Genomic DNA, 22321 nt, shown 5'->3' with positions numbered 1-22321 from the left:
CCCCGATTCTTCCTTCCAAATTTTCCCCTCCAGACCGCGACCGAAAGGCAAGCACATGAAGGCACTCACTTGGCAGGGCAAACGTTCCGTGAGCGTTGAAGAAGTTCCCGATCCGGTGATCCAGGAGCCCACCGACGCGATCGTGCGGATCACGTCGACGGCGATCTGCGGCTCCGACCTGCACCTCTACGAGGTCCTCGGCCCCTACATGCACAAGGGCGACATCATCGGCCACGAGCCGATGGGCGTCGTGGTGGAGGTGGGCAGCGCCGTCACCAACCTGGCCAAGGGCGACCGCGTGGTCATCCCGTTCAACATCTCCTGCGGTCACTGCTTTATGTGCAGCCAGGGACTGCAGTCCCAGTGCGAAACGACCCAGGTCAAGGAAAAAGGCTCCGGAGCCTCGCTCTTCGGCTTCTCCGAGCTGTACGGCTCCGTGCCAGGCGGTCAGGCGGAATACCTGCGGGTCCCGCACGCCGACTACGGACCCATCAAGGTGGGCTCGGAACTCCCGGACGAACGCTACCTCTTCCTCTCCGACATCCTGCCCACCGCCTGGCAGGGTGTGAAGTACGCGGACGTGGCCGAGGGCGGCACCCTCGCCGTTATGGGCCTGGGCCCGGTGGGACAGTTTGCCTCACGGATCGGCAAGCACTTCGGCCTGCGCGTCATCGGCGTCGATCCCGTGCCGGAGCGCCGGGCGATGGCGGAACGGCACGGCGTCGAGACCCTGGACTTCTCCAAGGGCGTCGCCGACGAACTCCGCTCCATGACCCAGGGCAGGGGCGCCGACTCCGTGGTGGACGCCGTCGGGATGGAAGCCCATGATTCGCCCGTGGCCTCGTTCGCCCAGCACGCGGCCGGGCTGCTGCCGGACAAGCTGGCCCAGAAAGCCTTCGAGACCGTGGGAGTGGACCGGCTGTCCGCCCTCCACACCGCCCTGGACGCGGTCCGGCGCGGCGGCACCGTCTCGCTGAGCGGCGTGTACGGCGGCACGGCCTCCCCGATGCCGCTGATGCACATGTTCGACAAGCAGATCCAGCTGCGGATGGGCCAGTGCAACGTCCGCCGCTGGACCGAGGACCTGCTGCCGCTGGTGGAAGCCGACGCCGACCCGCTGGGCGTTATGGACCTCGTGACCCACCAGGCCAGCCTGGACGAGGCCCCCGCGATGTACGAGAAGTTCCAGAAGAAGCAGGACGGCTGCATCAAGGTGGTGCTGAAGCCCTGACGGGTTGCCGGCGGCGCCCGGGAACGCTCCCCGTGGGGGGCGTTTCCGCGGCTGCGGCCGCCTCAGCGGGCGGGATACTTCCTTTTCCAGAGTTTCAGGAAGGCCCGCTCCGAGGCGGCCGCCAGGCTCTCCTCGTTGGCGTGCAGCCGGCCGTAGCTGAAGCCGTTCTCCCCGCTGCGCAGCGCCCGGCCGCCCAGCTCGGCCAGCCGCTCCCGCGCCACGACGCTGTCCTGGTGCAGGCCCAGGAGCTGCTGGATTTTCCGCGCAGATTTCGCGAGCCGCTTTAAGCGCCGGTGCCGCTTTTTCCCGGCCGTCAGGGTGGCGGCCAGTTCGGCGGAGTACCGCAGCCGCTTGGCCGCCTTCCGGACCTCGTGCAGGCCGGCATCCCGGGTGGGGCCGCCGTCGCCGGGGGCGCCGTCCTCGTCTGGGGCGCTGCCGCCGCCGCGGGTCCCGCCGTCGTCGTCAGCCGGGGGGAGGGACGCGACAGCGCGCGCCAACCGGCGCTGGTCCTTGGCAACCAGCCTGCCGATCCCCGCCCCCGGAGCTCCGGTCGCCTTCGGTGCCGCCGGCGCGTCGCTGAGGAAGTCCTCGAGGGCCGCCAGCAGGCGGGTGTACCGCTCGCTCCGGAGCCCGTCGAGTGCCGCGTCGAATCCGGCGGCGGCCAGGGAGTCGAGTTCCTCGTCGATCCTGAGCGCCGCCGGGCCGAAACGCAGCGCCTCCGGCTCCTGGGCGAGCAGGGCGGTCAGCCTGGCATGGACGACGCCCGGGTCCCGGGCAGCCCCGAGGAGGCCCGAGAGCCAGCGCAGCTCGTCCCGGAGCGGCTCCACGGCCCCGGCTTCGAACAGCGGCCGGCCCGAAGCGAGCAGCGAGCGGAGGCGGCGCGCGGCGACACGCATCTGGTGGACGTCGTCGGGCTGCCTGGCGAGAACTCCGGGAGCGCGCCGGCGCAGCTCAGCGAACTGCTGCCCGAGATAGGCCAGCAGGACCTCGCCCGCGGTGGTTGCCACGCTTTACTCTACTTCCTGCGCGCAAGGCCCCGCGCGGCCCCGCGAGGTGGCAGATCGCGGCAATGTTTCCGCCGGACACTGCCGCGACGTGCCATCTCGGCATAGGCTGTCCGGGACCGGATTCCAGCACGCCACCCCAGGGAGCCCCCAATGACACGCCAGCACCACCCAGGCCGGGTCGCCGTCGTCACCGGAGCAGGCTCGGGGATCGGCAGGGCGGTGGCACGGCTCATGCTCGCGGACGGCTACCGGGTGGTGCTGGCCGGCAGGCGTGAGGAACCGCTGCTGGAGACCGGCGCCGGCCACGCGCAGGCGCTGGCCGTCCCCTGCGACGTCACCCGGCCCGACGACGTCGAGCGGCTTTTCGCCGCGGCGCTGGAGCAGTGGGGGCGGGTGGACGTGCTGTTCAACAACGCCGGCGTGTTCGGCCCCGCCGCCTCGGTGGACGAGATCAGCGTCGAGGACTGGGAAGCCACGGCCGCGGTGAACCTGACCGGTTCCCTGTTGTGCGCGGCCGCCGCGGTGCGGGCGATGAAGGCGCAGTCGCCGCAGGGCGGCCGGATCATCAACAACGGTTCCATCGCCGCGCACTCTCCGAGGCCGCGGACCGTGGCCTACACGGTCACCAAGCACGCGATCACCGGCCTGACCAAGAGCATCGAGCTCGACGGCCGCGGGTTCGGCATCAGCTGCGGGCAGATCGACATCGGCAACGCGGCCACGGAGCTGATGGACCAGATTGGCGTCGGCGACGGCGCGCTCCAGGCCGACGGCAGCCGCCGGACGGAGCCGACGTTCCCGGTGGAGGACGCGGCCCGGGCCGTGCTGCTGATGGCTGGCATGCCGGCCACCGCCAGCGTCGGCTCGCTGGTGATCACCGCCGCGGGGATGCCCTTCATCGGGCGGGGCTGAGCCGTGTCGGCGGCAGCCGGCCGCTGACCGTCTAGAGCGGCAGCAGGCCGGACAGGTCGGCGCGCAGTCCTGAGGCGGCCACCTTGCCGGCCTCGACCGCGTCCGCCCAGCTGAGCCGGCCGCTGACCATAGCGAGCCAGGTGGCGGCGTCGCACTCGATGACGTTCGGGGGAGTGCCGCGGGTGTGCCGGGGGCCCTCCACGCACTGGGTGACGCCGAACGGCGGGACGCGGACCTCCACCGAGTTCCCGGGGGCCCGCGCGGTGACCTCCTCGAGGGAGTATCGCACCGCCGTCGCAAGCGTGGTGCGCGGAACCGCCGGGGCGGTGTCCTGTGCCGGGGCGGTGGCTTCCCGCCAGGCGGCCAGCGCCGCACGGCCCTCGTCCACCGGAATCCGGCGCCGCTGTACAGCCACGGCCTAGTCCAGCAGCGCCGAGACGGCGTGGCCGAGGCGGATCTTGCCGACCGGCCGGCCGCCTCCGAGCACCGGGTCGACGACCTTGTCCAAAACGCTTGAGACCTCCGGGATCTCCACGGCGCCCGCGGCGGCAAGTAAGGTCAGGCCCACCAGGGTGGTGGCGCGGACATTGCCGTCGAGGACCTTGATCGCCACCGAAACGCCCTGCGGGGTGGCCATGACCAGCACGCCCTCGGCGCCGACCTTGGCGATGATGCCGAGCTCGTCCATCACGATCGTGTTGGCCTGGCCCCGGCCCTGCACCGCCCACGGGTAGTCCAGCATGGAGGTGGCAATGGTGGCGGCGCGGGCGTTGGAGTTCTTGTCCCCGGGCGCCTTGGCCAGGCGGGAGAAGGCGCGGGCCAGCCCGGTGAGCGAGACCGCGGCCACCGGGGCGCCGCAACCGTCAATGCCGAGGTGGGCGATCTTCTCGCCGCAGTATTCCTCGATCACGGAGCGGATGCGCTGCTGCAGGGGATGGTTCGGCTCCAAGTAGCTGTGCGTGTCCCAGCCGTTTTCGGTGCAGGCCCAGAGGAACGCGGCGTGCTTCCCCGAGCAGTTGAACGCCAGCCGCGATTTCCCTCGTTCGGTCTGGACCAGCCACGTCCGGGCGGTCTCGTCCTCGGGCCAGGCGGCGGGGCACTGGAGCTGGTCCTCTTTGGCGCCGGCGGCCTTGAGCATGCCTTCCACCACGTCCATGTGGTCGAGGGACCCGACGTGGCTGCCGCAGGCTATCGCCACCTGCGCGCCGCGCAGCGGAACGCCGGACTGCATGGACGCCAGCGCCTGCAGGGGCTTGAGCGTGGAACGGGCGTAAATCGGGGTGGTGATGTCCCCGAGCTCGGTGACGACGTTGCCGTCCGCGGCCATCACGACGGCGGAGCCGATGTGGCGGGACTCGATGAAACCGCTGCGTTCCACGACTGCCAATTCGACGGCGGACTCAACAGTGAAGGTGGCATGCGGGTTCAGGGGCATGCTGCCAGTCTATGGTGCGTTGGCGGCCCAGCCCGGTTACTCCACGGTGACCATGACGGACTGCCAGCCGGAGGCGCCGTCGGGCACGGGATCGGCGCGCTTGTCCGTCTGGACCTCGCCGGTACCGTCGGTGGCGCGGGCCTTGATGTAGTGCGGTCCCGGGGTGGCCTCCCATTCGAGGGACCACTGCCGCCAGGTCACCAGGGAGGCCTCCGTGGACAGCACGGCCTCGGTCCAGGGGCCGTTGTCAATCTGCACCTCGACCTTGGTGATGCCGCGGGTCTGCGCCCAGGCGGTGCCGCCGATCACGATCTTTCCGGCGGCGACCTTGGCGAAGGACTTGGGGACCTCCACCCGGGCCATGGTCTTGATCGGGCCGCGCTCGGACCAGCCGCGCTGCGTCCAGTAGGCCTTGTTGTCCGCGAACTTCGTCACTTCCAGGTCCACCACCCACTTGGTGGCCGAGACGAAGCCGTACAGCCCGGGAACCACCATCCGCACGGGGTAACCGTGCTCCAGCGGGAGGGCCTCGCCGTTCATACCGATGGCCAGCATCGCGTCGCGGTCATCCTGCAACACCTCCAGCGGCGTGGAGGCGCTGAAGCCGTCAACGGAGGTGGAGAGCACCATGTCCGCGCCGTCCTTGGGCCGGGCCATCTTCAGTACGTCGCGGATGGGCATGCCCAGCCACTTGGCGTTCCCGGCCAGGTTCCCGCCGACCGGGTTGGACACGCAGGTCAGCGAGACATGCGATTCGATCAGCTGCGCGTCCAGCAGGTCTTGGAAGCTGAGCCGGACCTCCTGTTCGACCAGGCCATGGATCCGCAGCTCCCAGGACTGGGCGTCGATTTCCGGCACGCTGAGCGCGGTGTCGATCCGGTAGAAGTCCTTGTTAGGCGTCAGCCACGGCGTGACGCCCGGGGCTTTGGACTGGACTCCGGCGGGCACAGGTGCTGCAGCCTTGGCCGGGGCAGGCAGTTTCAGGGCTTCGCGGGCTTGGGCCACGTTGCTGCGCGCGGCGCTGAGCAGCCGTCCGCCGGTCGCGGCCGCGGCGGCAGCGACGGCGGTGATCCCGCTGGCGGTGAAGAAGGCGCGGCGGCTGGTGGCGGGACGGTCAGGCTCTTCGGCGCCGAGGTCTGAGGCCACCTCCGGCCACTGGCGCATCCGCCACAGCTTGCTGATCAGGAACCGGAGCACCACCAGGCCGGCCACGGTGCCGATCAGCGAAGGAATGGCATCCAGCGGTTTCACGCTGGCCCGGGTCACCACGCTGGCCACTATCACCGCTCCGAGCAGCAGCACTCCGGCCACGCCCAGGATCCACTTGCGGAACGCGACGATGCCCAGCACGCAGGCCAGCAGCAGGATCGTTAGTCCCATGCCCACGAACAGGGCAGCCTTGTCATTGGTGCCGAACGTGGCGATGGCGAAATCCTTCATCCACGGAGGGGTGAAGTCGATGAAGGTCGAGCCCAGGGCGATCAGCGGCGTCGCTCGGGCCGTAAAGAAGGCGCCGATCAGTTCCGCGACGGCCAGCACGACGCCGGCCGAGACCACCCCGGCCAGCGCGGCCAAGGCGGTGGGGCCGGAGAGCAGGGCTGGCCGCTTCTTGCGCTGCGTGGTGGTGCCGGGCTTCAGGTTGCTGGGCGTCTTCATACAGGATGTTCGGAGCGGTGGGCCCCGCGGATTGTCCGCGGCCGGCACTGGGCATGTCGAGTGGGTGCGGCGGGGATTGGGCATGTCCCGTGGCCGGCCTGGGCACAAGTGGCGGGGACGAGGCGCGTGGACTGGACATGCCCTCCCTGCGGCGTGAGCACTGGACATATGCGCATTATGTGCAGTGGGTGCGGCGGGGACTGGGCATGTCCTGTGGCCGGCCTGGGCATAAGTGGCCGGGACGAGGCGCCGGGACTGGGCATGTCCCGTGGCGGTCACAGCTTAGGAGCCTGCACGGTCCACAAAGTACCCTTGGGAACTGTGAAGGTACTTGTCATCGGCCCCGGCGGCCGCGAACACGCCATTGTCCGATCCTTGCTCGCCGACCCCAATGTTTCCGAGGTCCATGCGGCCCCGGGCAACGCCGGTATCAGCAAGCTGGTCCCCACACACGCCATCGACGCGAACGATCCCGACGCCGTCGCCGCGCTGGCGACCAAACTCGCCGTCGACCTCGTGGTGGTCGGCCCCGAAGCCCCGCTGGCCGCCGGCGTCTCCGACGCGGTCCGCGACGCCGGGATCCCCGTCTTCGGTCCCAGCAAAGCCGCCGCCCAGCTCGAGGCCTCCAAGGCGTTCGCCAAGGAAGTCATGGCCGAGGCCGGGGTGCCCACCGCGATGGCCCGGGTGGCGTCTAACGCCGAGGAAGCCGCCGACGCACTCGACACCTTCGGCGCCCCCTACGTCGTGAAGGATGACGGACTCGCCGCCGGCAAGGGCGTCGTCGTCACCCGAGACCGGGACGAGGCGCTGGCCCATGCGCAGAGCTGCTTCGACGCCGGCGGCACCGTGGTGATCGAGGAATTCCTCGACGGCCCCGAGGTCTCCGTGTTTGTCCTCTGCGACGGCAGCACCACGGTGGCGCTCTCCCCGGCACAGGATTTCAAGCGCATCTACGACAACGACGAGGGCCCCAACACCGGCGGCATGGGCGCCTACACCCCGCTGGACTGGGCCCCCGAAGGGCTCGTCCAGGAAGTCATCGACCGGGTCGCGCAGCCCACCGTCAACCAGATGGCCCACCGCGGCACCCCGTTCGTCGGCGTGCTGTTCGTCGGCCTCGCCCTGACCTCCCGCGGCACCCGAGTCATCGAGTTCAACGTCCGCTTCGGCGACCCCGAAACCCAGGCCGTCCTCGCCCGGCTCAAGACGCCCCTCGGCGGCCTGCTGATGGCCGCGGCGAAGGGCGAACTGGACAAAGTCCAGCCGCTGCGCTGGTCCCGGGAGTCGGCGGTCGCCGTCGTCGTCGCCGCCGAAAACTATCCCGGCACGCCGCGGACCGGGGACCGGATCCGCGGCCTCAAGAAGGTCGAGGCGATCGAGGGCGTGCACGTCATCCACGCCGGCACCAAACTCGACGACGAGGGCAAGGTGGTCTCCGCCGGCGGCCGCGTCCTCGCCGTGGTGGCGCTCGGGACGGACCTCGTTGAGGCCCGCGAACGGGCGTACGACGGCGTCGAGCTGGTCCAGCTCGACGGCGGCCAGTTCCGCACCGACATCGGCGGCAAGGCCGCCCGCGGCGAAATCAAGGTGACGGCGCCCGGCACAGCCTCTGCTGTCGCTGCCGCCGCCGCGAAAGCGAAGGGCTGAGCATGAACGCCACGGAATCCGTCGGGCCCGCCGGCGGCCTGCAGACCGAGACGCTGGACCTGCCCGGTTGGAAGCATGTCTATTCCGGCAAGGTCCGCGACCTGTATGTGCCGGCGGACGCGTCCATTACCGAGCGAGTCGGCCACGAGTGCGTCCTGGTGGTGGCCAGTGACCGGATCAGCGCCTACGACCACGTGCTCGCCAGCGAGATCCCGGACAAGGGCCGCATCCTCACCCAGCTGAGCCTGTGGTGGTTCGAGCAGCTGGGCGTGGAGCACCACGTGCTCGCGTCCACGGTCGACGGCGGCGTACCCGCCGCGGTCGAGGGCCGCGCCATGATCTGCAAAAAGCTCGACATGTTCCCGGTGGAATGCATCGCCCGCGGCTACCTGACCGGCTCCGGGCTGGCCGAATACCGGCAGTCCGGCACCGTGTGCAGCATTCCGCTGCCGGCGGGCCTGGTGGACGGCTCCCGGCTCGCCGAGGCCATCTTCACCCCCTCCGCGAAGGCCGAGGTGGGCGAGCACGACGAGAACATCACCTATGACGCCGTCGTCGGCCTGGTGGGCGAGGACACCGCGGGGCGGCTCCGGGAGCTGACCCTGCAGATCTACACCAAGGCCGAGGAGATCGCCCGCGGCCGCGGCATCATCCTGGCCGACACCAAGGTGGAGTTCGGCATCGACGCCGCGACCGGCGTGATCACGCTCGGCGACGAGGTCCTGACCCCGGACTCCTCGCGTTTCTGGGACGCCGCGACCTACCAGCCGGGCCAGGCGCAGCCGTCGTATGACAAGCAGTATGTCCGCGACTGGCTGACCTCGGCCGCGTCGGGCTGGGACAAGTCCTCCGACACGCCTCCGCCGGCACTGCCGGCCGACGTCGTCGACCGCACCCGCAGCCGCTACGTGGAGGCCTACGAGTTGCTCACCGGCCGGACCTTCGCCTAGCGTCCTTCGGATAGCTGACGCCGGCTGGCCGGCGTCGTCTTGCCGGGGCCGGGGGAGCTAGCTTCCCGCGGCCGCGGCTTCGGCGCGGCGCTGGGCGAGCCGGATTTCCAGCACGGCGTCCATGGCCTGCTGCACCCGGTCTGAGGCGCCGGCGGCGCTGAACTCCTTCTGGGCTTCATCCAGGTAAACGAGGGCCTCCTCGGATTCGCCGGCGGCCTTGAGCGCCTTGCCGAGCAAAAGCGACACCTCGCCGGCTGTGTGCTTCGCGAGGACGTTGCGTTCCTGGTGGATCTCCCGGAGTTTTTGGACCGCTCCCACGATGTCCCCGGTGAGGTAGAGCCAGCGTGCCCGGATGAAGGCCACCTCCAGCTGGTCGGTCTTGTTGCCGCCGACGATGGAGAGGGCCAGTTCGGCGCGTTCGATCGAGGACAGGGTTTCCGGTTCGACGATCCCCGACGACAGGCGGACGGCGGCGGAGGCTTTGTTGAACCTGGCCCAGAGGTCGATGTCGTTCGCGGGGGAGAGCAGCTTGGCGGCCTTCTCGTGGTACTTGATGCCCTCGGCGTAGTCATGCCGCATAAAGGCCACGTTTCCCACCACCCAGGCGACTTCGCCGGCGAGCTGGGACATGGATTGGTCGTCCATTTGTTCGTTCATGTCCTGGCAGTATTTCCAGGCCTCATCGAGCCGGCCGCTTTCGGCGAGGGCACCGATGAGTGCCCGCAGCGCCCCGATGATCAGGGTGGAGCCCTTAGGCAGCTGGGCGCAGAGCCGCACCGCTTCCTGGGCGTTCTCCACCGCAGCGGTCAGCTGGCCCTGGCCCTGGGCGGCTGCGGCCAGCATCTGCCGGGCCCGTACGCCCAGGCCGGCCGATTCGGCAGCCATCGGGTGGTCCAGCAACCGCTGGACGATCGCCTTGCATTCGGCCCACATGCCCTGCTTGATTAGGCATTCGGCCTGCATGTAGGTCATGTTCCACCAGGCGCTGGTGTTTTTTGCCTCCAGCGCGATTTGGGCGGCTGATGCAGCATGGACTGCCGCGAGCGGGTAGTCCCGCAGATCCCAAGCCTGCCGGGCATACAGTCCTGCCAGCACGTATTCGGCGTCGCTGACGGAGACAGGCTGGCTCCAGGCTTCCAGGGCTTTCGGCGCGAGCTCAAGCCGGCGGGCGAGCTCCTCGATGACCTCCGCGGTAGGTTCCCGGCGCCCGGTTTCGAGCAGCGAGATGTAGCTGGGCGAGAACAGATCCTTCCCCAGTTCCGCCTGCGTGAGCCCACGCTCCAGCCGTTCCGCGCGGAGTTTTTCTCCGAATCCGTTCCCCACGGATACCACCTCATTCCGGACACTTCATATACTAAATGCTTGACAGTCTCTGTGGAAAACATTTTACAATGTGTGTCAACAAGGGCAGTGCTGACTTGGTAACGACTCCGACTCAAAATGAGGAACTCTATGTTGAAGAAGATTGCAGCCGGCGCGGTTCTCGCAGGCGCCCTGGCTTTCTCCGCAGCGGCTCCGGCCGTTCTGTCCGCAGGTTCCATCGCCGATACCACCAACATCACCGCCGTTGGCAACTGGCCGGACCCCATGCGTACGGCATCGGCCGTCGGCAACTGGCCGGACCCGATGACCTACTCCACCAACGTCGGCAACTGGCCCGACCCGATGTAACCAACGCTCCGACAGCCCCGGGACGCCCGCCAAGGACGTCCCGGGGCTGTTTTTTGCCCTGAACCCCGCGTCGATTGCCGCACCCCGGTTGAAAGCACAAAAGAGGGCCCTCCATTGGAAGGCCCTCTTTTGACTGGTCGGGATGACAGGATTTGAACCTGCGACCTCGTCGTCCCGAACGACGCGCGCTACCAAGCTGCGCCACATCCCGATCCGTTACTTCAAAAGCAACTTCACAAGAGTATCCGATTCCTGCCCCGGATGCGAAATCGGGCCCGGGAGCGGTGACATCGGAGGCGCGCTCGGGGTAGTCGGCTCAGACCAGCGAGTCCTTCCAGGCGCCGTGCAGCTTGGCGAATCGCCCGCCGCCGCCGATCAGCTCCGCGGGGGTGCCGTCCTCCACCACGCGGCCGTCATGGACCACCAGCACGCGGTCGGCGGTCTCCACAGTGGAGAGCCGGTGCGCAATGATCAGCGCGGTGCGGCCTGCCTCGCCGGAACTGACGCCCTGCAGCAGGCTGGCCAGCCCGGCCTGGACCATCCGTTCCGAGGGGATGTCCAGCGAGGACGTGGCCTCATCCAGGATCAGGACGGCGGGCCGGGCCAGGAAGGCCCGGGCGAAGCTGATCAGCTGGCGCTGCCCGGCTGAAACCCGGCCGCCGCGTTTGTTGACGTCGGTGTCGTAGCCCTCGGGCAGCGCCGTGATGAACTCGTGGGCGCCCACGGCCTTCGCGGCGTCCTCGATTTCCTGCCGGGAGGCCTCGGGCCGGCCCAGCGCGATGTTGTCCGCCACGGAGCCGCTGAACAGGAATGCCTCCTGGGTGACCATCACGACGTTCCGGCGCAGGTCCGCCGTCGTCAGCTGCCGCAGATCCACGCCGTCGAGCGTGAGTGAGCCGGAGGAGACGTCGTAGAACCGCGCGATCAGCTTGGCCAGCGTCGACTTCCCCGCGCCAGTCTCGCCCACCAGGGCGACCGTCTGGCCGGCGGGGATGTGCAGGTCCATCGCGGGGATAATGACCGGGCCGTCGCCGTAGCGGAACTCGACGTTCTCGAAATCAATTCTGCCCTTCGCCGCGGGCAAAGCTACCGGGTTCTGCGGCGGCCGGACGGTGGGCACTTCCTCCAACAGCCCGGAGACCTTCTCCAGCGCGGCCTGCGCGCTCTGGAACGAGTTGTAGAACATCGCCATCTGGTCCACCGGCTGGAAGAAGCGCTTGGCGGAGAGGATCAGCGCCAGCAGCACGCCCACGGCGAGCTCGCCGGTGAGGACCCGGAAGCCGCCGGTGAGCAGCACGACGGCGACGCAGACGTTCCCGATCAGCACCAGGCCGGGCTGGAAGACGCCGTTGAGGTTGATGGAGCGGACGGTCACTTTCCGGTAGTCCTCGGAGAGCTCCGCGTAGCGCTCAGCGTTCTGGCGCTCCTTGCGGAAGGCCTTGACGGCGCGGATGCCGGTCATGGTCTCGACGAAGTGCACGATCAGCCGGGCCGAGACGACGCGGGATTCCCGGAACGCGATCTGCGAGTGCTTCTGGTACCAGCGGGCCAGGAAGTACATCGGCACGCCGGCGGCGAGCACCAGCAGCCCACTGCGCCAGTCCAGGGCGAACACGGTGATGGCGGTGAAGACCATAAACAGCATCCCGGAGGCGAGCGAGCTGACCCCGGAATCAAGGAGTTCACGCAGGGCCTCAAGGTCCGAGGTCTGCCGGGCGATGATGCGGCCCGAGGTGTACTTCTCGTGGAATTCCAGGCTCAGCCGCTGGGTCTGCCGGAAAACCCGGACGCGCAAGTCCAGCAGCATCGCCTGGCTCAGCCGCGCCGTCGAGGTGACGTACAGTGCTGTCAGCCCGGCCGTCGCCACGGCCGCGGCGAGGTAGGCGGCGCCGGCCCACACCAGCGGGACGTTGTCCCCGGCGCGCAGGGCGGGCAGGGCATGGTCGATCCCGAAGGCGATCAGCGCCGGCCCGGCCACGCGGGCGGCCTGGGACAGCACGACGGCGGCGATGGTCAGCCAGAAGCGCCGGCGGACCGGGCGGATCAGCGAGCCGAGCAGGGCCAGCGAGCGGCGGCGGACGGCCCTGCTGTCGGACTTGGACAGGTGCGCATTGTCCTCGTTGGCGGTGCCGAAGGTGGCAGTGCTCATCGGGACACCTCCTCGGCCTCGAGCGCGGACAATTCGGAGTCGAGGTCCCGCGGTTCCGGGTCCAGGCTGGCGATGACGTAGCGGTAGTGGCTGTTCTCCGCGAGCAGTTCGGTGTGGGTTCCGACGGCGGCAATCCGGCCGTCCTCCAGCAGCGCCACCCGGTCGGCCAGGGCGACGGTGGAGGGCCGGTGGGCGACGATGAGGGTGGTGGTGTCCGCCAGCACCTCGCGCAGCCGGGCCTCGACGAGCTCCTCGGTGTTGACGTCCAGCGCGGAGAGCGGGTCGTCCAGGACCAGCACCTTCGGCTGGGCCGCGACGGCCCTCGCCAGGGCGATGCGCTGCCGTTGTCCGCCGGACAGGCTCAGGCCCTCCTCGCCGATCAGCGTGTCAAGGCCCTCCGGCAGGGAGTGCGCGAAGTGGGCCTGGGCGGTGTCCAGCGCCTCGGCCAGGATCTGCTCGCGGCGCTCCGCGGACTCGTGGCCCGGGACCCCAAGCAGCACATTGTCACGGACGGAACTGGAAAACAGGGTGGTGTCCTCGAACGCGACGGCGACGACGCTGCGCAGCTCCTCCACGCTGAAGTCCCGCAGGTCCACGCCGTCGATCGTGACCGAGCCCGCCGTCACCTCGAACAGGCGCGGCACCAGCTGCAGCAGGGCGCTCTTGCCGCTGCCGGTGATGCCCACCAGGGCCATGGTCTCGCCGGGCCGTATGTCCAGGCAGATGTCCTTGAGGATCGGCTTGTCCGGCGCGTCTTCGAAGGCGAAGGTGGCGTTGTGGAAGCCCAGGGCGCCTTTGAGGTCTGTGGGGCGGCGCGGCTGCGGCGGGCTGGTGATGGTGTTGACCGAGTCCATCACCTCGAAGTGCCGGTCCACCGCGGTCTTGGCGGTGAGCGCCATGGCCAGCAGCATGCCGCAGAACTCCACCGGGGCGGCGATCACGGCGGCGGTGGCGAAAAACGCCACGAGCGCGCCGATGCTCAGCTGCCCGTCCGCCGCCAGCATGATGCCGACCACCAGCCCGGCGCCGAGGGCCAGCTCGGGCAGCAGGGTGACGACGAGGCTGAAGGCTGCCAGGTGCTTGGCCTTGGCGATCTCCGTCTGGCGGAGCTCCTCGGCCTGTTCGTTGAAGTTTTCCAGCGCCTCGCGGCTGCGCCCGAAGGCCTTGAGCACGCGGATGCCGTGGACGGACTCCTCGACCGTGGTGGCGAGGTCACCCGCCTGGTCCTGGCTGCGGCGGGCCACCTTGCTGAAGCGGGTCCGGAAGCGGAAGCCGTAGATCATGATCGGCACGGCGGCGGCCAGGAAGATCAGGGCGAGCTGCCAGCTCATCGAGAACATCACGACGGCGCCGATCACCACGGTCAGCGTGGTGACCACGAGCATGATCGCACCGAACGCCATCCAGCGCCGGAGGAAGTTCAGGTCCGTCATGGCGCGCGAGAGCAGCTGCCCGGAGCCCCAGCGGTCATGGAAGGAGACGGTCAGGTCCTGCAGGTGGTCGTACAGCGAGACCCGCATCCGGGTTTCCACTGTGGTGGCCGGGTTGATGACGAACTGGCGGCGCAGCGCCACGAGCCCGGCCTCGGCGATACCGAGCAGCAGGATCACCGCGGAGGCTATCCAGACGGCCTCGCTGCTGCCGCCGGGCCGCAACCAGTCGTTGACGAGCACGCGCAGCACCTGCGGGATGGCCAGGGCGACCAGGCTGGCCAGCAAGGCGCAGAGCAGCCCCAAAACCAGCCGCGGCATGATCGGTCTGACGTGCGGATAGAGACGGCTGATGGATGAGAAAAACGGAGTCTGCTTGGCCATGCCTGCTTCTTAGGGGCAACTGCGAAGTGGATTACGCAACTGGATGTAGTTTCCTGTAGCAACTACCCTAGGCCATCCCGTGACCCGGTTCACAGGATATCGCGCCGTTCGCACATCTGGCCCAGTAATTATGTTCCGCAATGCTGCCTGTCCGCACGCGCGGGTCCCGCGGCCAGGTCCTGCTGAACGCGCTTGGGGACATGCCCATACTTGGACGCCGAGAGTGGGCATGGTGCCGTTATGTCCGTCGCCGGTCGTGAAGACTGGGCATGTCCCCTGGAAAGCCCGCTCCGGGAGGGGACATGTCCATCCGGAGCACGTGTCCGGAACAGGCGCGCCCGGAGCCAGGCGCTTAGGGATGCCCGGCGAAGGCGCCCGGCGCCGGCGAAGGCGCGCAGGGACGCCCGGCGGGCTCAGGGGCGGGCGGTCAGGGTGAGCAGGACAGCTTCGGGCTTGCAGGCGATCCGGACCGGGGCGAAGCGCGAGGTGCCGATGCCACCCGAGACGTTCACCGGCGTCGTACGTCCCTTGCTTTCCCAGTCGTGCAGGCCCTTGGCCCGCCAAGTGGGCAGGTCGCAGTTGGCAACAAGCGCCCCGTAGCCCGGAACGCAGATCTGGCCGCCGTGGGTGTGGCCGGCCAGCAGCAGGTCCGCGCCGTCCTCGGTGAAGTGGTCCAGCACGCGCTGGTAGGGTGCGTGGGCGACGGCGACGCGCAGGTGCGGTTTGGCGTCCTGGCCCCTGGTGCCCCGGGGCCAGCCGGCGTACCGTTCCAGGCGCAGGTGCGGATCGTCCACGCCGGAAAAATCCACCCGCAGGCCGTTGATCACCAGCGACTGGCAGCGGTTTGTCAGGTCCACCCAGCCGCCCATGCCGAAGCCGGAGCGAAGCCGCGGCCAGTCCAGCGCTATGGGATCCGGCCGGGACTTGGACGGTCCCAGCAGGTAGGAGGCGGGGTTCTTCAGCTGCGGCGCGAAGTAGTCGTTGGACCCGGGGACGAAGACGCCTGGGAAATCCATCAGGGGCCGCAGGGCCTCCAGCACGGGGTCGACGGCTTTGACGTGGCTGAGGTTGTCGCCGGTGTTCACCACCAGGTCCGGTTTCAGCCCGGCGAGGGATTGCAGCCACGCGGCCTTGCGGTGCTGGCCGGGCACAAAGTGGATGTCGCTCAGGTGCAGCACACGCATCGGTCCGAACCCCGGCGGCAGGATGGGGAGGCTCTCCTCCCGGAGCACAAACTGGTTCTTCTCCCACAGCCCGTAGCCGGTCGCGGCGGCCCCCGCGGCGGCTCCAAGGGCGGTGGTGACGGCAAAGCCGCGCCCGATGCTTCGGGCGCGGCTTGCCAGGGCAGATCCGCCGGCCATGGCTACTTGTTCTTTCCGGGCTTCGTCGGGCCCGAGGTTGCCGGCGGTTCGGACGGCGCGGGGTTCTGCGTCGCCGGAGCCGGGTTGTTGTTGGTGTTGCCGTTATTGTTCGTGTTGCCGGACTCCGTGTTGGGCTGCTGGTACGACGGTGTGTCGCCATAGAGCAGGTTCGACGGCGGCTCCGGGAACGGCTCGGTTCCGTGCGACGGGGCGATCTGGGCCATGAACTTGGAGAACATCGGGCCGGCGATCATGTAGCCGTCGATGCCCTGGTAGAACTGGCCGTTCACCGTGATGTTCTGCCCGGCGCGCCCCTGGCTGCCGAGCGGGTCGCCGAACCAGGCGGCCGTCGCGAGCCCGGTGGTGTGGCCGACCACCCAGGTGGAGCCGTTGTTGTTTGAGGTACCGGTCTTGGCAGCGATCGGGAAGTTGGTGACGGTGGAAATGCGCGGCTGGATCAGCGAACCCGACCCGCGGTTCAGGACCTCCTGCAGCGCATAGTTCACGCCCTTGGCAACCTCCGGCTTGATGGCGTCCCGGCAGTTCGGTGCCTGGGCTGGCAGCTTGGCGCCGGACGCATCCGTCACCGAGGTGATCGCCATCGGCGCGCAGTACCGGCCGTCGTTCGCGAAGGTGGCAAACGCGCTGGCCATGGTCAGCGGGGCCGTCTGGGTGGAACCCAGCAGGTTGGGGAGCCGTGACATGTCGACCGGATTGTTGTCCAGGCCGTTGTGGATGCCGACCGCGTCCACAATCCGCTGGATCCCGCAGAAGTCGAGCTGCGCGGCGGCAGCGAAGGTGATCGTGTTGATCGAGTTGTAGAGGCCCTTCAGGACCGTCATGGGCCGGTAGTACCCCTCTTCGGCGTTCTGCAGGTCGTCCGCGGCGTTCCCGCCGGCGTCCTTCTCGGCTGTGCTGTAGGCGCCCACGGTGTTGCCGCACGAGTTCCGCCAAGGGAAACCGGTCCGGTACTCGCGCACCGAGCCATCCACAATGGTGTTCATCGACTTGCCCTCGTCCAGCCATTCGGCGAAGGTGAAGGGCTTCATAGTGGATCCGGGTTGTGCGCCGCCGAGGCCGCCGAGGTCCTGGCCCTTCTCATCGTACTTATCGACGTTGAAGTTGATCTGGGTGTCGAACTTCCCCTTGGCCGGCAGCCACCTGGTGTTCTGCGCCATGTTGGTGATCTTGCCGGTGCCCGGTTCAACGGAGACCAGCGCGGCGCCCCACTTGTCCGGGTTCGCGCCAGCGGCGGCATCCACCTGCGCCTGGGCTGCCTTCTGGGCCGCCGGTTCCAGCGTGGTCTTGATGGTCAGGCCGCCGCGGAAGACTTTCCGCTCGCGTTCCTTGGCGTCTGCGCCGTAGGCCGGGTTGTTGAGCAGCAGGTGCAGCACGTAGTCGCAGAAATATGGGGCGGTGGGGGAGTAGGCGCAGCCCTGGCGCGGCTGGGTCACCTTGGTCTTGACCGGGGTGGCGACGGCGGCGTCGTATTGCGCCTGCTTGATCTTCCCTTGGGTGAGCATGGCCTTGAGCACAAGGTCGCGGCGGACCTTGGCGTTGTCCGGGTTGGAGATCGGGTCGTAGAAGGACGGACTGTTCACCACGCCGGCCAGGAGCGCCGCCTGCGGCAACGTCAGGTTCTTGGCGGACGTGCTGAAGAACAGCCGGGACGCGGCTTCGATGCCGTAGGCATCGCGGTTGAAGAACACGATGTTCAGGTAGCCCTCAAGGATTTGCTCCTTGGTGAACTTCTTCTCCAGGGCGATCGCCAGCTTCATCTCGCGAAGCTTGTCCCCGACGCCTTTGTTAACGCCGTTGAGCAGGACCTGGTCGCCCTTGCCCTCGGACTCCAGGGAAGAGTTGATGACGTTGTTCACGTACTGCTGGGTGATGGTCGAGGCACCCTGCTTGTTGCCGCGTGCGGTGGCGACCAATGCACGCAGAATACCGGTGGTGTCCACGCCGCCGTGTTCGTAGAAGCGGCTGTCCTCAATGGCGATTACCGCGTCCTTGATGAACGGCGACATCTGGTCCAGCGAGACGCGGGTGCGGTTCTCTTTATAGATCGTGGCGATGACGCTGCCGTCCGAGGCCAGGATCTTGGTCGACTGGCTGGGCGGCTCAACCTTCAGTTCGGCCGGCAGGGCCTCGAAAAATTTGATCGAACCGCTCGCGGTGTTGCCGGAGACGGCTGCCGCGGGGACCAGGAGTCCCGCCACCAGGACGCCACAGATAGCGCTCACGCCCAGGAAAAGGACCAGCTTTCCGAGGGTGGTGGCCGTGTCGAATAAAGGGTTCTTACCAGTCGCCATGTTTTCCACTTTACCGGCAAGGACTAGGCTTTACTTCATGACCAAATGGGAGTACGCCACGATTCCGCTCATTATCCACGCCACCAAGCAGATCCTGGATCAGTGGGGCGACGACGGCTGGGAGCTGGTGCAGGTTGTTCCGGGCCCCGATGGAAACGGCCTGGTTGCCTACCTGAAGCGGGAGAAGAACTAGCCATGAGCACCCCCGAAACGGCGGCCCCGGCCAAGGGTTCGAGCCCCGCCGGCGCGGCGGAAAGCGCCGGCCGCACCGGCGCGTCGTCCGCCGTCGAACAGCGCCTCGCCGAGCTTGGACTGGAGCTCCCGGAGGTCGCCGCCCCGGTGGCCGCCTACGTCCCGGCCGTGATCTCCGGCAACCACGTTTACACTTCCGGCCAGCTGCCGTTCATTAACGGCAAGCTCGAGGCCACCGGCAAGGTCTCCTCCGGGACCGAGGCCACCTCGGACGAGCCGACCGTGTCGCCGGAAGCAGCCAAGCGCTACGCCGAGGTCTGCGTTGTCAACGCCCTGGCCGCCGTCAAGAGCGTGATCGGTGATCTGGACCGCATCACCCGGATCGTCAAGGTGGTCGGTTTCGTCTCCTCCGATCCCTCCTTCACCGGCCAGCCCGGTGTCATCAACGGCGCCTCCGAGCTCCTGGGCAAGGTCCTTGGCGACGCCGGCCAGCACGCACGTTCCGCCGTCGGCGTTTCAGTTCTGCCGCTCGACTCTCCGGTCGAGGTCGAACTGATCGCTGAATTCGCCTAGAGGGCCGGTCGTTTCCCTTGCCGCACTTAGCTCGACGCCTGTTTGTCCTCCCCCCGGACCTGGAGGGGGCTGCCCGCAGCTGGATTGAACACGGCGAGCGGACCCCCCGCGCCCCCCGTTTCGCCTCCTCCGTGGTCCTGCTGCGGGATTCGCCCACCGGCCTGGAGGCCTGGCTGGGCTACCGGCCCGGGTCCTCGCCGCTGGGCGTGCTCGCTTTTCCGGGCGGCTCGCTTGAAGCGTCCGACGACGACGCGGTGGGCTGGCTAGGGCCGCCGCCGCAGTGGTGGGCCGAGCAGATGGGGACGCCCGACGTCGGGCTGGCGCGACGCCACGTGGTGGGCGCCATCCGCGAGCTGTTCGAGGAGACCGGGGTCCTGCTGGCCGGTCCGGATTTGTCCACCACGGTGGAGGGAACCTCCACGCCCGAGTGGATGCGCGCCCGGGAGGCCGTGGCAGAGCAGGAAAAGTCGTTCACCGATGTGCTCGCCAAGCGCGGGCTCTCGGTGCGGACGGACCTGCTCAAGCCGCTGGTGAACTGGCTGAGCCCCGACTTCGCCCACCGCCGCTTCAACACCCGGTACTTCGCCGCGACGGTCCCGATGAACCAGCAGCCCTCGCTGCTGGCCAGCAAGGGGGTGTGGGGCCGGTGGGTGTGTGTCCGCAAGGTCGTTGCCGGGCGTGACACCACAGCCCTGGGCGACGAGGTGGGCCAGCCGAACACGGTGGGACTGACGCTCGGTCAGCTCCTGGTCCCGGGCTCGGAGATCATGCTGGAGAAAATGGCCGCCGCGAACGGCTGCATCGCCTACCTCAGCTACAAACGCAAGGCCCACGCCTACCAGCCGACCCTGGTGGAGGAAGACGGCAGGCTCATGCTGGAGGTCGAGGCGGCCAAGACCGTCGCCGGGGAACCGCAGCGCGAACGCTGACCGGCCCGGCCGATATGGGCCCGGGGCATGTCCGCCGGAGCCTCGGCTCGACCACCGGACATGACCCCCGCGCGGCTTGAGCGTTGGACATAGTGGGTTTATGTCCACGCCCGACGTCCAAGGATGAGCATGTCCCTCGGTGCTTCGGTGCTTCGGTGCTTCGGTGCTTCGGTGTGACCACGGGACATGCCCCCCGCGCGGCATGAGCGTTGGACATAGTGGGTTTATGTCCACGCCCGACGTCCAAGGATGAGCATGTCCCTCGGTGCTTCGGTTCAAAGGATGAGCATGTCCCTCCGGAGGGGGCCCGGAGAACACCTGCCACCTGCACCCACCCTAGCCCGGCTTAAACACCGAAGGCCGGCCCGTTTCGACGGGCCGGCCTTCGGCATGCACTGTAGAGCTGCGAGGAACCTTTAGCGGGAGCGCTGCCGGAGGCGCTGCATGTCGAGGATGACGACGGCGCGGGCTTCCAGGCGCAGCCAGCCGCGCTGGACGAACTCGGCGAGGGCCTTGTTGACGGTCTCGCGGGAAGCGCCGACCAGCTGGGCCAGTTCTTCCTGGGTGAGTTCGTGGGCCACGAGGACGCCGTCCGTGGCGGGGCGGCCGAAGCGGTCGGCCAGGTCCAGCAGCGCCTTGGCCACGCGGCCGGGGACATCCGAGAAGACGAGGTCGGAGAGCGAGTCGTTGGTGCGGCGCAGGCGGCGGGCGAGGGCCTGCAGCAGCTGGGCCGAGACCTCCGGGCGGGTGCGCAGCAGGGCGTTGAGGCTCTCGTTCTTCAGCCCGGCCAGTCGGGTTTCGGAGACGGCGGTGGCCGTGGCGGTGCGGGGACTCGGGTCGAACAGCGCCATTTCGCCGAAGAGTTCGCCCGGGCCGAGGATGGCGAGCAGGGATTCGCGGCCGTCGGGGGAGGTGCGGCCGAGCTTCACCTTGCCGGAGACGATGAAGTAGAGCTGGTCACCCTGGTCGCCTTCCCGGAAAACCGAGGCTCCGCGTGAGAGGTCCACCTCGGTGAGCTCGTCCGTCAGCAGACGGAACGCCTCGTCGTCGAGCGTGGCGAAAAGGGGTGCGCGGCGCAATACCTCGATATCCATGAAATCTCCTGACTTACTGTGTCGGCTGGGGCGCTTCCGCCATTGTTTCAGAATTTTGCGGCTTCTGTGACGTAGTTGGCACCGAAACGCGCGAAACGGCGGGCGCGTGACGGGCGGCCCCTGCCGCGGGCGCCCGCCAAACTGTCAGCCTGCGCCGGTAGAATGGGGGTCTTACCAGTCATTAAGGAGCCCCGGTGTTCGGCTTGACCATCTTGGACCTGGCGTTGATCCTGACGCTCTTGTCCTACCTGATCTACGGGCTGCGCAACGGCTTCCTGGTGACACTTGGCGGCATCGCGGGATTTGCGGCAGGCGCCGTGGCCGCCTTCGTATCCGTGCCGATCGTCAGCGACCTCGTCGGCGACCCGGGCTGGCGGCTCACCGCGATCATCGCCGCCGCTGTCCTGCTGATGATGGTGGGGCACGGGCTGGGCACCATGATCGGTCGGCGCCTCCGCAGCGTGGTCAGGATCAGCCCGCTCCGGCTGGCCGACCGCGTCGTCGGCGGCGGCGTCAACCTCGCCGTGTCGGCGCTCGTGATGTCCATGCTGGCGTTCAGCATCAGCGCCCTCGGTGTCCCCTTTGTTTCCCAGCAACTGGCCGATTCCAAGGTGATCGGGTTCATCGACGGCGTCACTCCGACGCCGCTGAAGACGTCCATGGCCCAATTGCGCTCCGCCGTCATCGGTGACGGGATTCCTACCCTGTTCGAAGGCGACGTCGGAGGCCGGCCCGTGCCGGTCCCGGACGCCAGCACGGACACCCCGGCGCTGAACAAGGCCGCCGCGTCCGTCCTGAAGATCGCCGGAACCGCCTACCAGTGCGGCCAGAACCAGACCGGAACCGGCTTTGTGGTCTCGCCCGGCCGGGTTGTGACGAACGCCCACGTGGTGGCCGGCGTACCGGAGCCCGTGGTGGAGGTTCCGGGCGGCGGGGCGCTCCCCGGCCGGGTCGTCTACTTCGACAGCCAGCATGACCTCGCGGTGCTGGCCGTGGACGGGCTGCGCTCCGCGCCGCTGCCCCTAAGCCGGAACCTGCCCTCCGGCAGCCCGGCGGCTTTTGCCGGCTACCCGCACGGCGGTCCGTTCCAGTCCAAGCCGGCTACGGTGCGGGACATCACCACCGTCCTGGTCCCGGACATCTACGGCAACAATGCCGCCGCCGAGGACGTGTACCGGCTGGCCGGCGACGTGCAGCCGGGGAACTCCGGCGGCCCGCTGCTGACCATGGACGGCAAGGTGGCCGGCGTCGTGTTCGCGAAATCCACCTCCGAAGCCTCGCTCGGTTTCGCCATCACCATGAACGACCTTGACCCCGTGGCCGCGCGGGCGCCCGGGCTGGGCAGCGCTGTCTCGCCCGGCCAGTGCATCAAGAAATAAGCGGTAAGT

General features: G+C 68.5%; 19 protein-coding genes and 1 tRNA gene. 9 read left to right on the top strand and 11 right to left on the bottom strand.

The features are described from left to right. Positions 1-55 precede the first annotated feature (55 nt). The gene (locus ABIN76_RS01020; RefSeq protein ID WP_346957856.1) at positions 56-1231 is read left to right on the top strand and encodes a zinc-dependent alcohol dehydrogenase; all 1176 of its coding nucleotides are present in this window, start codon (positions 56-58) and stop codon (positions 1229-1231) included. A 62-nt stretch (positions 1232-1293) separates the two neighbouring features. On the opposite strand, the gene ABIN76_RS01015 is transcribed toward ABIN76_RS01020, so the two are convergent. Further along, positions 1294-2238, bottom strand: a complete 945-nt coding sequence (locus ABIN76_RS01015; protein WP_346957855.1) for a CHAD domain-containing protein — start codon at positions 2236-2238, stop codon at positions 1294-1296. A gap of 150 nt (positions 2239-2388) precedes the next feature. On the opposite strand from ABIN76_RS01015, the gene ABIN76_RS01010 reads away from it, so the two are divergent. Continuing rightward, positions 2389-3150, top strand: coding sequence for an SDR family oxidoreductase (locus tag ABIN76_RS01010; RefSeq protein WP_346957854.1), 762 nt, complete (start codon positions 2389-2391; stop codon positions 3148-3150). A gap of 31 nt (positions 3151-3181) precedes the next feature. Here the strand turns inward: ABIN76_RS01010 and ABIN76_RS01005 are convergent, their stop codons facing one another. From ABIN76_RS01005 to ABIN76_RS00995, 3 genes are read right to left on the bottom strand one after another with little or no spacing between them, the layout of a single operon-like run. Next, positions 3182-3565, bottom strand: a complete 384-nt coding sequence (locus ABIN76_RS01005; protein WP_346957853.1) for a sterol carrier family protein — start codon at positions 3563-3565, stop codon at positions 3182-3184. A gap of 3 nt (positions 3566-3568) precedes the next feature. Beyond that, a complete protein-coding gene (locus tag ABIN76_RS01000; protein WP_346957852.1) occupies positions 3569-4585 on the bottom strand; it encodes an asparaginase in 1017 nt (338 codons plus the stop codon). Positions 4586-4621: 36 nt separating this feature from the next. Further along, the gene (locus ABIN76_RS00995; RefSeq protein WP_346957851.1) at positions 4622-6241 is read right to left on the bottom strand and encodes a molybdopterin-dependent oxidoreductase; all 1620 of its coding nucleotides are present in this window, start codon (positions 6239-6241) and stop codon (positions 4622-4624) included. A gap of 321 nt (positions 6242-6562) precedes the next feature. On the opposite strand from ABIN76_RS00995, the gene purD reads away from it, so the two are divergent. Both purD and ABIN76_RS00985 read left to right on the top strand, forming a co-directional pair. Further along, positions 6563-7888 carry a phosphoribosylamine--glycine ligase gene (purD, locus tag ABIN76_RS00990; RefSeq protein ID WP_346957850.1) on the top strand — a complete coding sequence of 442 codons (1326 nt, stop codon included), beginning with the start codon at positions 6563-6565 and terminating at the stop codon, positions 7886-7888. A gap of 2 nt (positions 7889-7890) precedes the next feature. Continuing rightward, on the top strand, positions 7891-8838 hold the full coding sequence (locus tag ABIN76_RS00985; RefSeq protein WP_346957849.1) for a phosphoribosylaminoimidazolesuccinocarboxamide synthase: 948 nt from the start codon (positions 7891-7893) through the stop codon (positions 8836-8838). Between the two features lie 57 nt (positions 8839-8895). On the opposite strand, the gene ABIN76_RS00980 is transcribed toward ABIN76_RS00985, so the two are convergent. Then, on the bottom strand, positions 8896-10161 hold the full coding sequence (locus tag ABIN76_RS00980; RefSeq protein ID WP_346957848.1) for a helix-turn-helix transcriptional regulator: 1266 nt from the start codon (positions 10159-10161) through the stop codon (positions 8896-8898). 129 nt (positions 10162-10290) lie between these two features. Between ABIN76_RS00980 and ABIN76_RS00975 the strand changes: the two genes are divergently transcribed. Then, positions 10291-10509: a hypothetical protein gene (locus ABIN76_RS00975; RefSeq protein WP_346957847.1), complete on the top strand. Its 219-nt coding sequence runs from the start codon at positions 10291-10293 to the stop codon at positions 10507-10509. A gap of 134 nt (positions 10510-10643) precedes the next feature. Here ABIN76_RS00975 and ABIN76_RS00970 read toward each other — a convergent pair. From ABIN76_RS00970 to ABIN76_RS00950, 5 genes are all read right to left on the bottom strand, one after another. Next, positions 10644-10720: transfer RNA gene (locus ABIN76_RS00970), tRNA-Pro, on the bottom strand. A gap of 105 nt (positions 10721-10825) precedes the next feature. Continuing rightward, complete coding sequence (locus ABIN76_RS00965; protein ID WP_346957846.1) at positions 10826-12658, bottom strand: ABC transporter ATP-binding protein; 1833 nt, start codon at positions 12656-12658, stop codon at positions 10826-10828. Beyond that, a complete protein-coding gene (locus tag ABIN76_RS00960; protein ID WP_346957845.1) occupies positions 12655-14472 on the bottom strand; it encodes an ABC transporter ATP-binding protein in 1818 nt (605 codons plus the stop codon). Before ABIN76_RS00960 ends, ABIN76_RS00965 begins: the two co-directional genes overlap by 4 nt. 413 nt (positions 14473-14885) lie before the next feature. Further along, positions 14886-15833, bottom strand: a complete 948-nt coding sequence (locus ABIN76_RS00955; RefSeq protein WP_346957844.1) for a metallophosphoesterase — start codon at positions 15831-15833, stop codon at positions 14886-14888. 2 nt (positions 15834-15835) lie between these two features. Then, positions 15836-18145, bottom strand: a complete 2310-nt coding sequence (locus ABIN76_RS00950) for a transglycosylase domain-containing protein (protein ID WP_346957843.1) — start codon at positions 18143-18145, stop codon at positions 15836-15838. Positions 18146-18182: 37 nt separating this feature from the next. On the opposite strand from ABIN76_RS00950, the gene ABIN76_RS00945 reads away from it, so the two are divergent. From ABIN76_RS00945 to ABIN76_RS00935, 3 genes are read left to right on the top strand one after another with little or no spacing between them, the layout of a single operon-like run. After that, complete coding sequence (locus ABIN76_RS00945; protein WP_175321496.1) at positions 18183-18338, top strand: DUF4177 domain-containing protein; 156 nt, start codon at positions 18183-18185, stop codon at positions 18336-18338. A 2-nt stretch (positions 18339-18340) separates the two neighbouring features. Continuing rightward, the gene (locus ABIN76_RS00940; RefSeq protein WP_346957842.1) at positions 18341-18910 is read left to right on the top strand and encodes a RidA family protein; all 570 of its coding nucleotides are present in this window, start codon (positions 18341-18343) and stop codon (positions 18908-18910) included. 17 nt (positions 18911-18927) lie between these two features. Then, on the top strand, positions 18928-19839 hold the full coding sequence (locus ABIN76_RS00935; RefSeq protein ID WP_346957841.1) for an NUDIX hydrolase: 912 nt from the start codon (positions 18928-18930) through the stop codon (positions 19837-19839). Between the two features lie 416 nt (positions 19840-20255). Here ABIN76_RS00935 and ABIN76_RS00930 read toward each other — a convergent pair whose 3' ends face one another. Beyond that, a complete protein-coding gene (locus ABIN76_RS00930; protein WP_011693220.1) occupies positions 20256-20933 on the bottom strand; it encodes a Crp/Fnr family transcriptional regulator in 678 nt (225 codons plus the stop codon). 194 nt (positions 20934-21127) lie between these two features. On the opposite strand from ABIN76_RS00930, the gene ABIN76_RS00925 reads away from it, so the two are divergent. Further along, positions 21128-22312: a MarP family serine protease gene (locus tag ABIN76_RS00925; protein ID WP_346957840.1), complete on the top strand. Its 1185-nt coding sequence runs from the start codon at positions 21128-21130 to the stop codon at positions 22310-22312. Positions 22313-22321: the final 9 nt, after the last annotated feature.

The organism is uncultured Arthrobacter sp. (assembly GCF_964021775.1).
GTDB lineage: Bacteria > Actinomycetota > Actinomycetes > Actinomycetales > Micrococcaceae > Arthrobacter.
This window is presented reverse-complemented; position numbering and strand designations above follow the sequence as displayed.

What these genes read in the sequence shown, in the direction of transcription:
- ABIN76_RS01020 (WP_346957856.1), top strand. Translation starts at nt 56, where the DNA reads ATGAAGGCACTCACTTGGCAGGGCAAACGTTCCGTGAGCGTTGAAGAA.
- ABIN76_RS01010 (WP_346957854.1), top strand. Translation starts at nt 2,389, where the DNA reads ATGACACGCCAGCACCACCCAGGCCGGGTCGCCGTCGTCACCGGAGCA.
- ABIN76_RS01000 (WP_346957852.1), bottom strand. Translation starts at nt 4,585, where the DNA reads ATGCCCCTGAACCCGCATGCCACCTTCACTGTTGAGTCCGCCGTCGAA.
- ABIN76_RS00995 (WP_346957851.1), bottom strand. Translation starts at nt 6,241, where the DNA reads ATGAAGACGCCCAGCAACCTGAAGCCCGGCACCACCACGCAGCGCAAG.
- ABIN76_RS00985 (WP_346957849.1), top strand. Translation starts at nt 7,891, where the DNA reads ATGAACGCCACGGAATCCGTCGGGCCCGCCGGCGGCCTGCAGACCGAG.
- ABIN76_RS00975 (WP_346957847.1), top strand. Translation starts at nt 10,291, where the DNA reads ATGTTGAAGAAGATTGCAGCCGGCGCGGTTCTCGCAGGCGCCCTGGCT.
- ABIN76_RS00965 (WP_346957846.1), bottom strand. Translation starts at nt 12,658, where the DNA reads ATGAGCACTGCCACCTTCGGCACCGCCAACGAGGACAATGCGCACCTG.
- ABIN76_RS00960 (WP_346957845.1), bottom strand. Translation starts at nt 14,472, where the DNA reads ATGGCCAAGCAGACTCCGTTTTTCTCATCCATCAGCCGTCTCTATCCG.
- ABIN76_RS00955 (WP_346957844.1), bottom strand. Translation starts at nt 15,833, where the DNA reads ATGGCCGGCGGATCTGCCCTGGCAAGCCGCGCCCGAAGCATCGGGCGC.
- ABIN76_RS00950 (WP_346957843.1), bottom strand. Translation starts at nt 18,145, where the DNA reads ATGGCGACTGGTAAGAACCCTTTATTCGACACGGCCACCACCCTCGGA.
- ABIN76_RS00945 (WP_175321496.1), top strand. Translation starts at nt 18,183, where the DNA reads ATGACCAAATGGGAGTACGCCACGATTCCGCTCATTATCCACGCCACC.
- ABIN76_RS00940 (WP_346957842.1), top strand. Translation starts at nt 18,341, where the DNA reads ATGAGCACCCCCGAAACGGCGGCCCCGGCCAAGGGTTCGAGCCCCGCC.
- ABIN76_RS00930 (WP_011693220.1), bottom strand. Translation starts at nt 20,933, where the DNA reads ATGGATATCGAGGTATTGCGCCGCGCACCCCTTTTCGCCACGCTCGAC.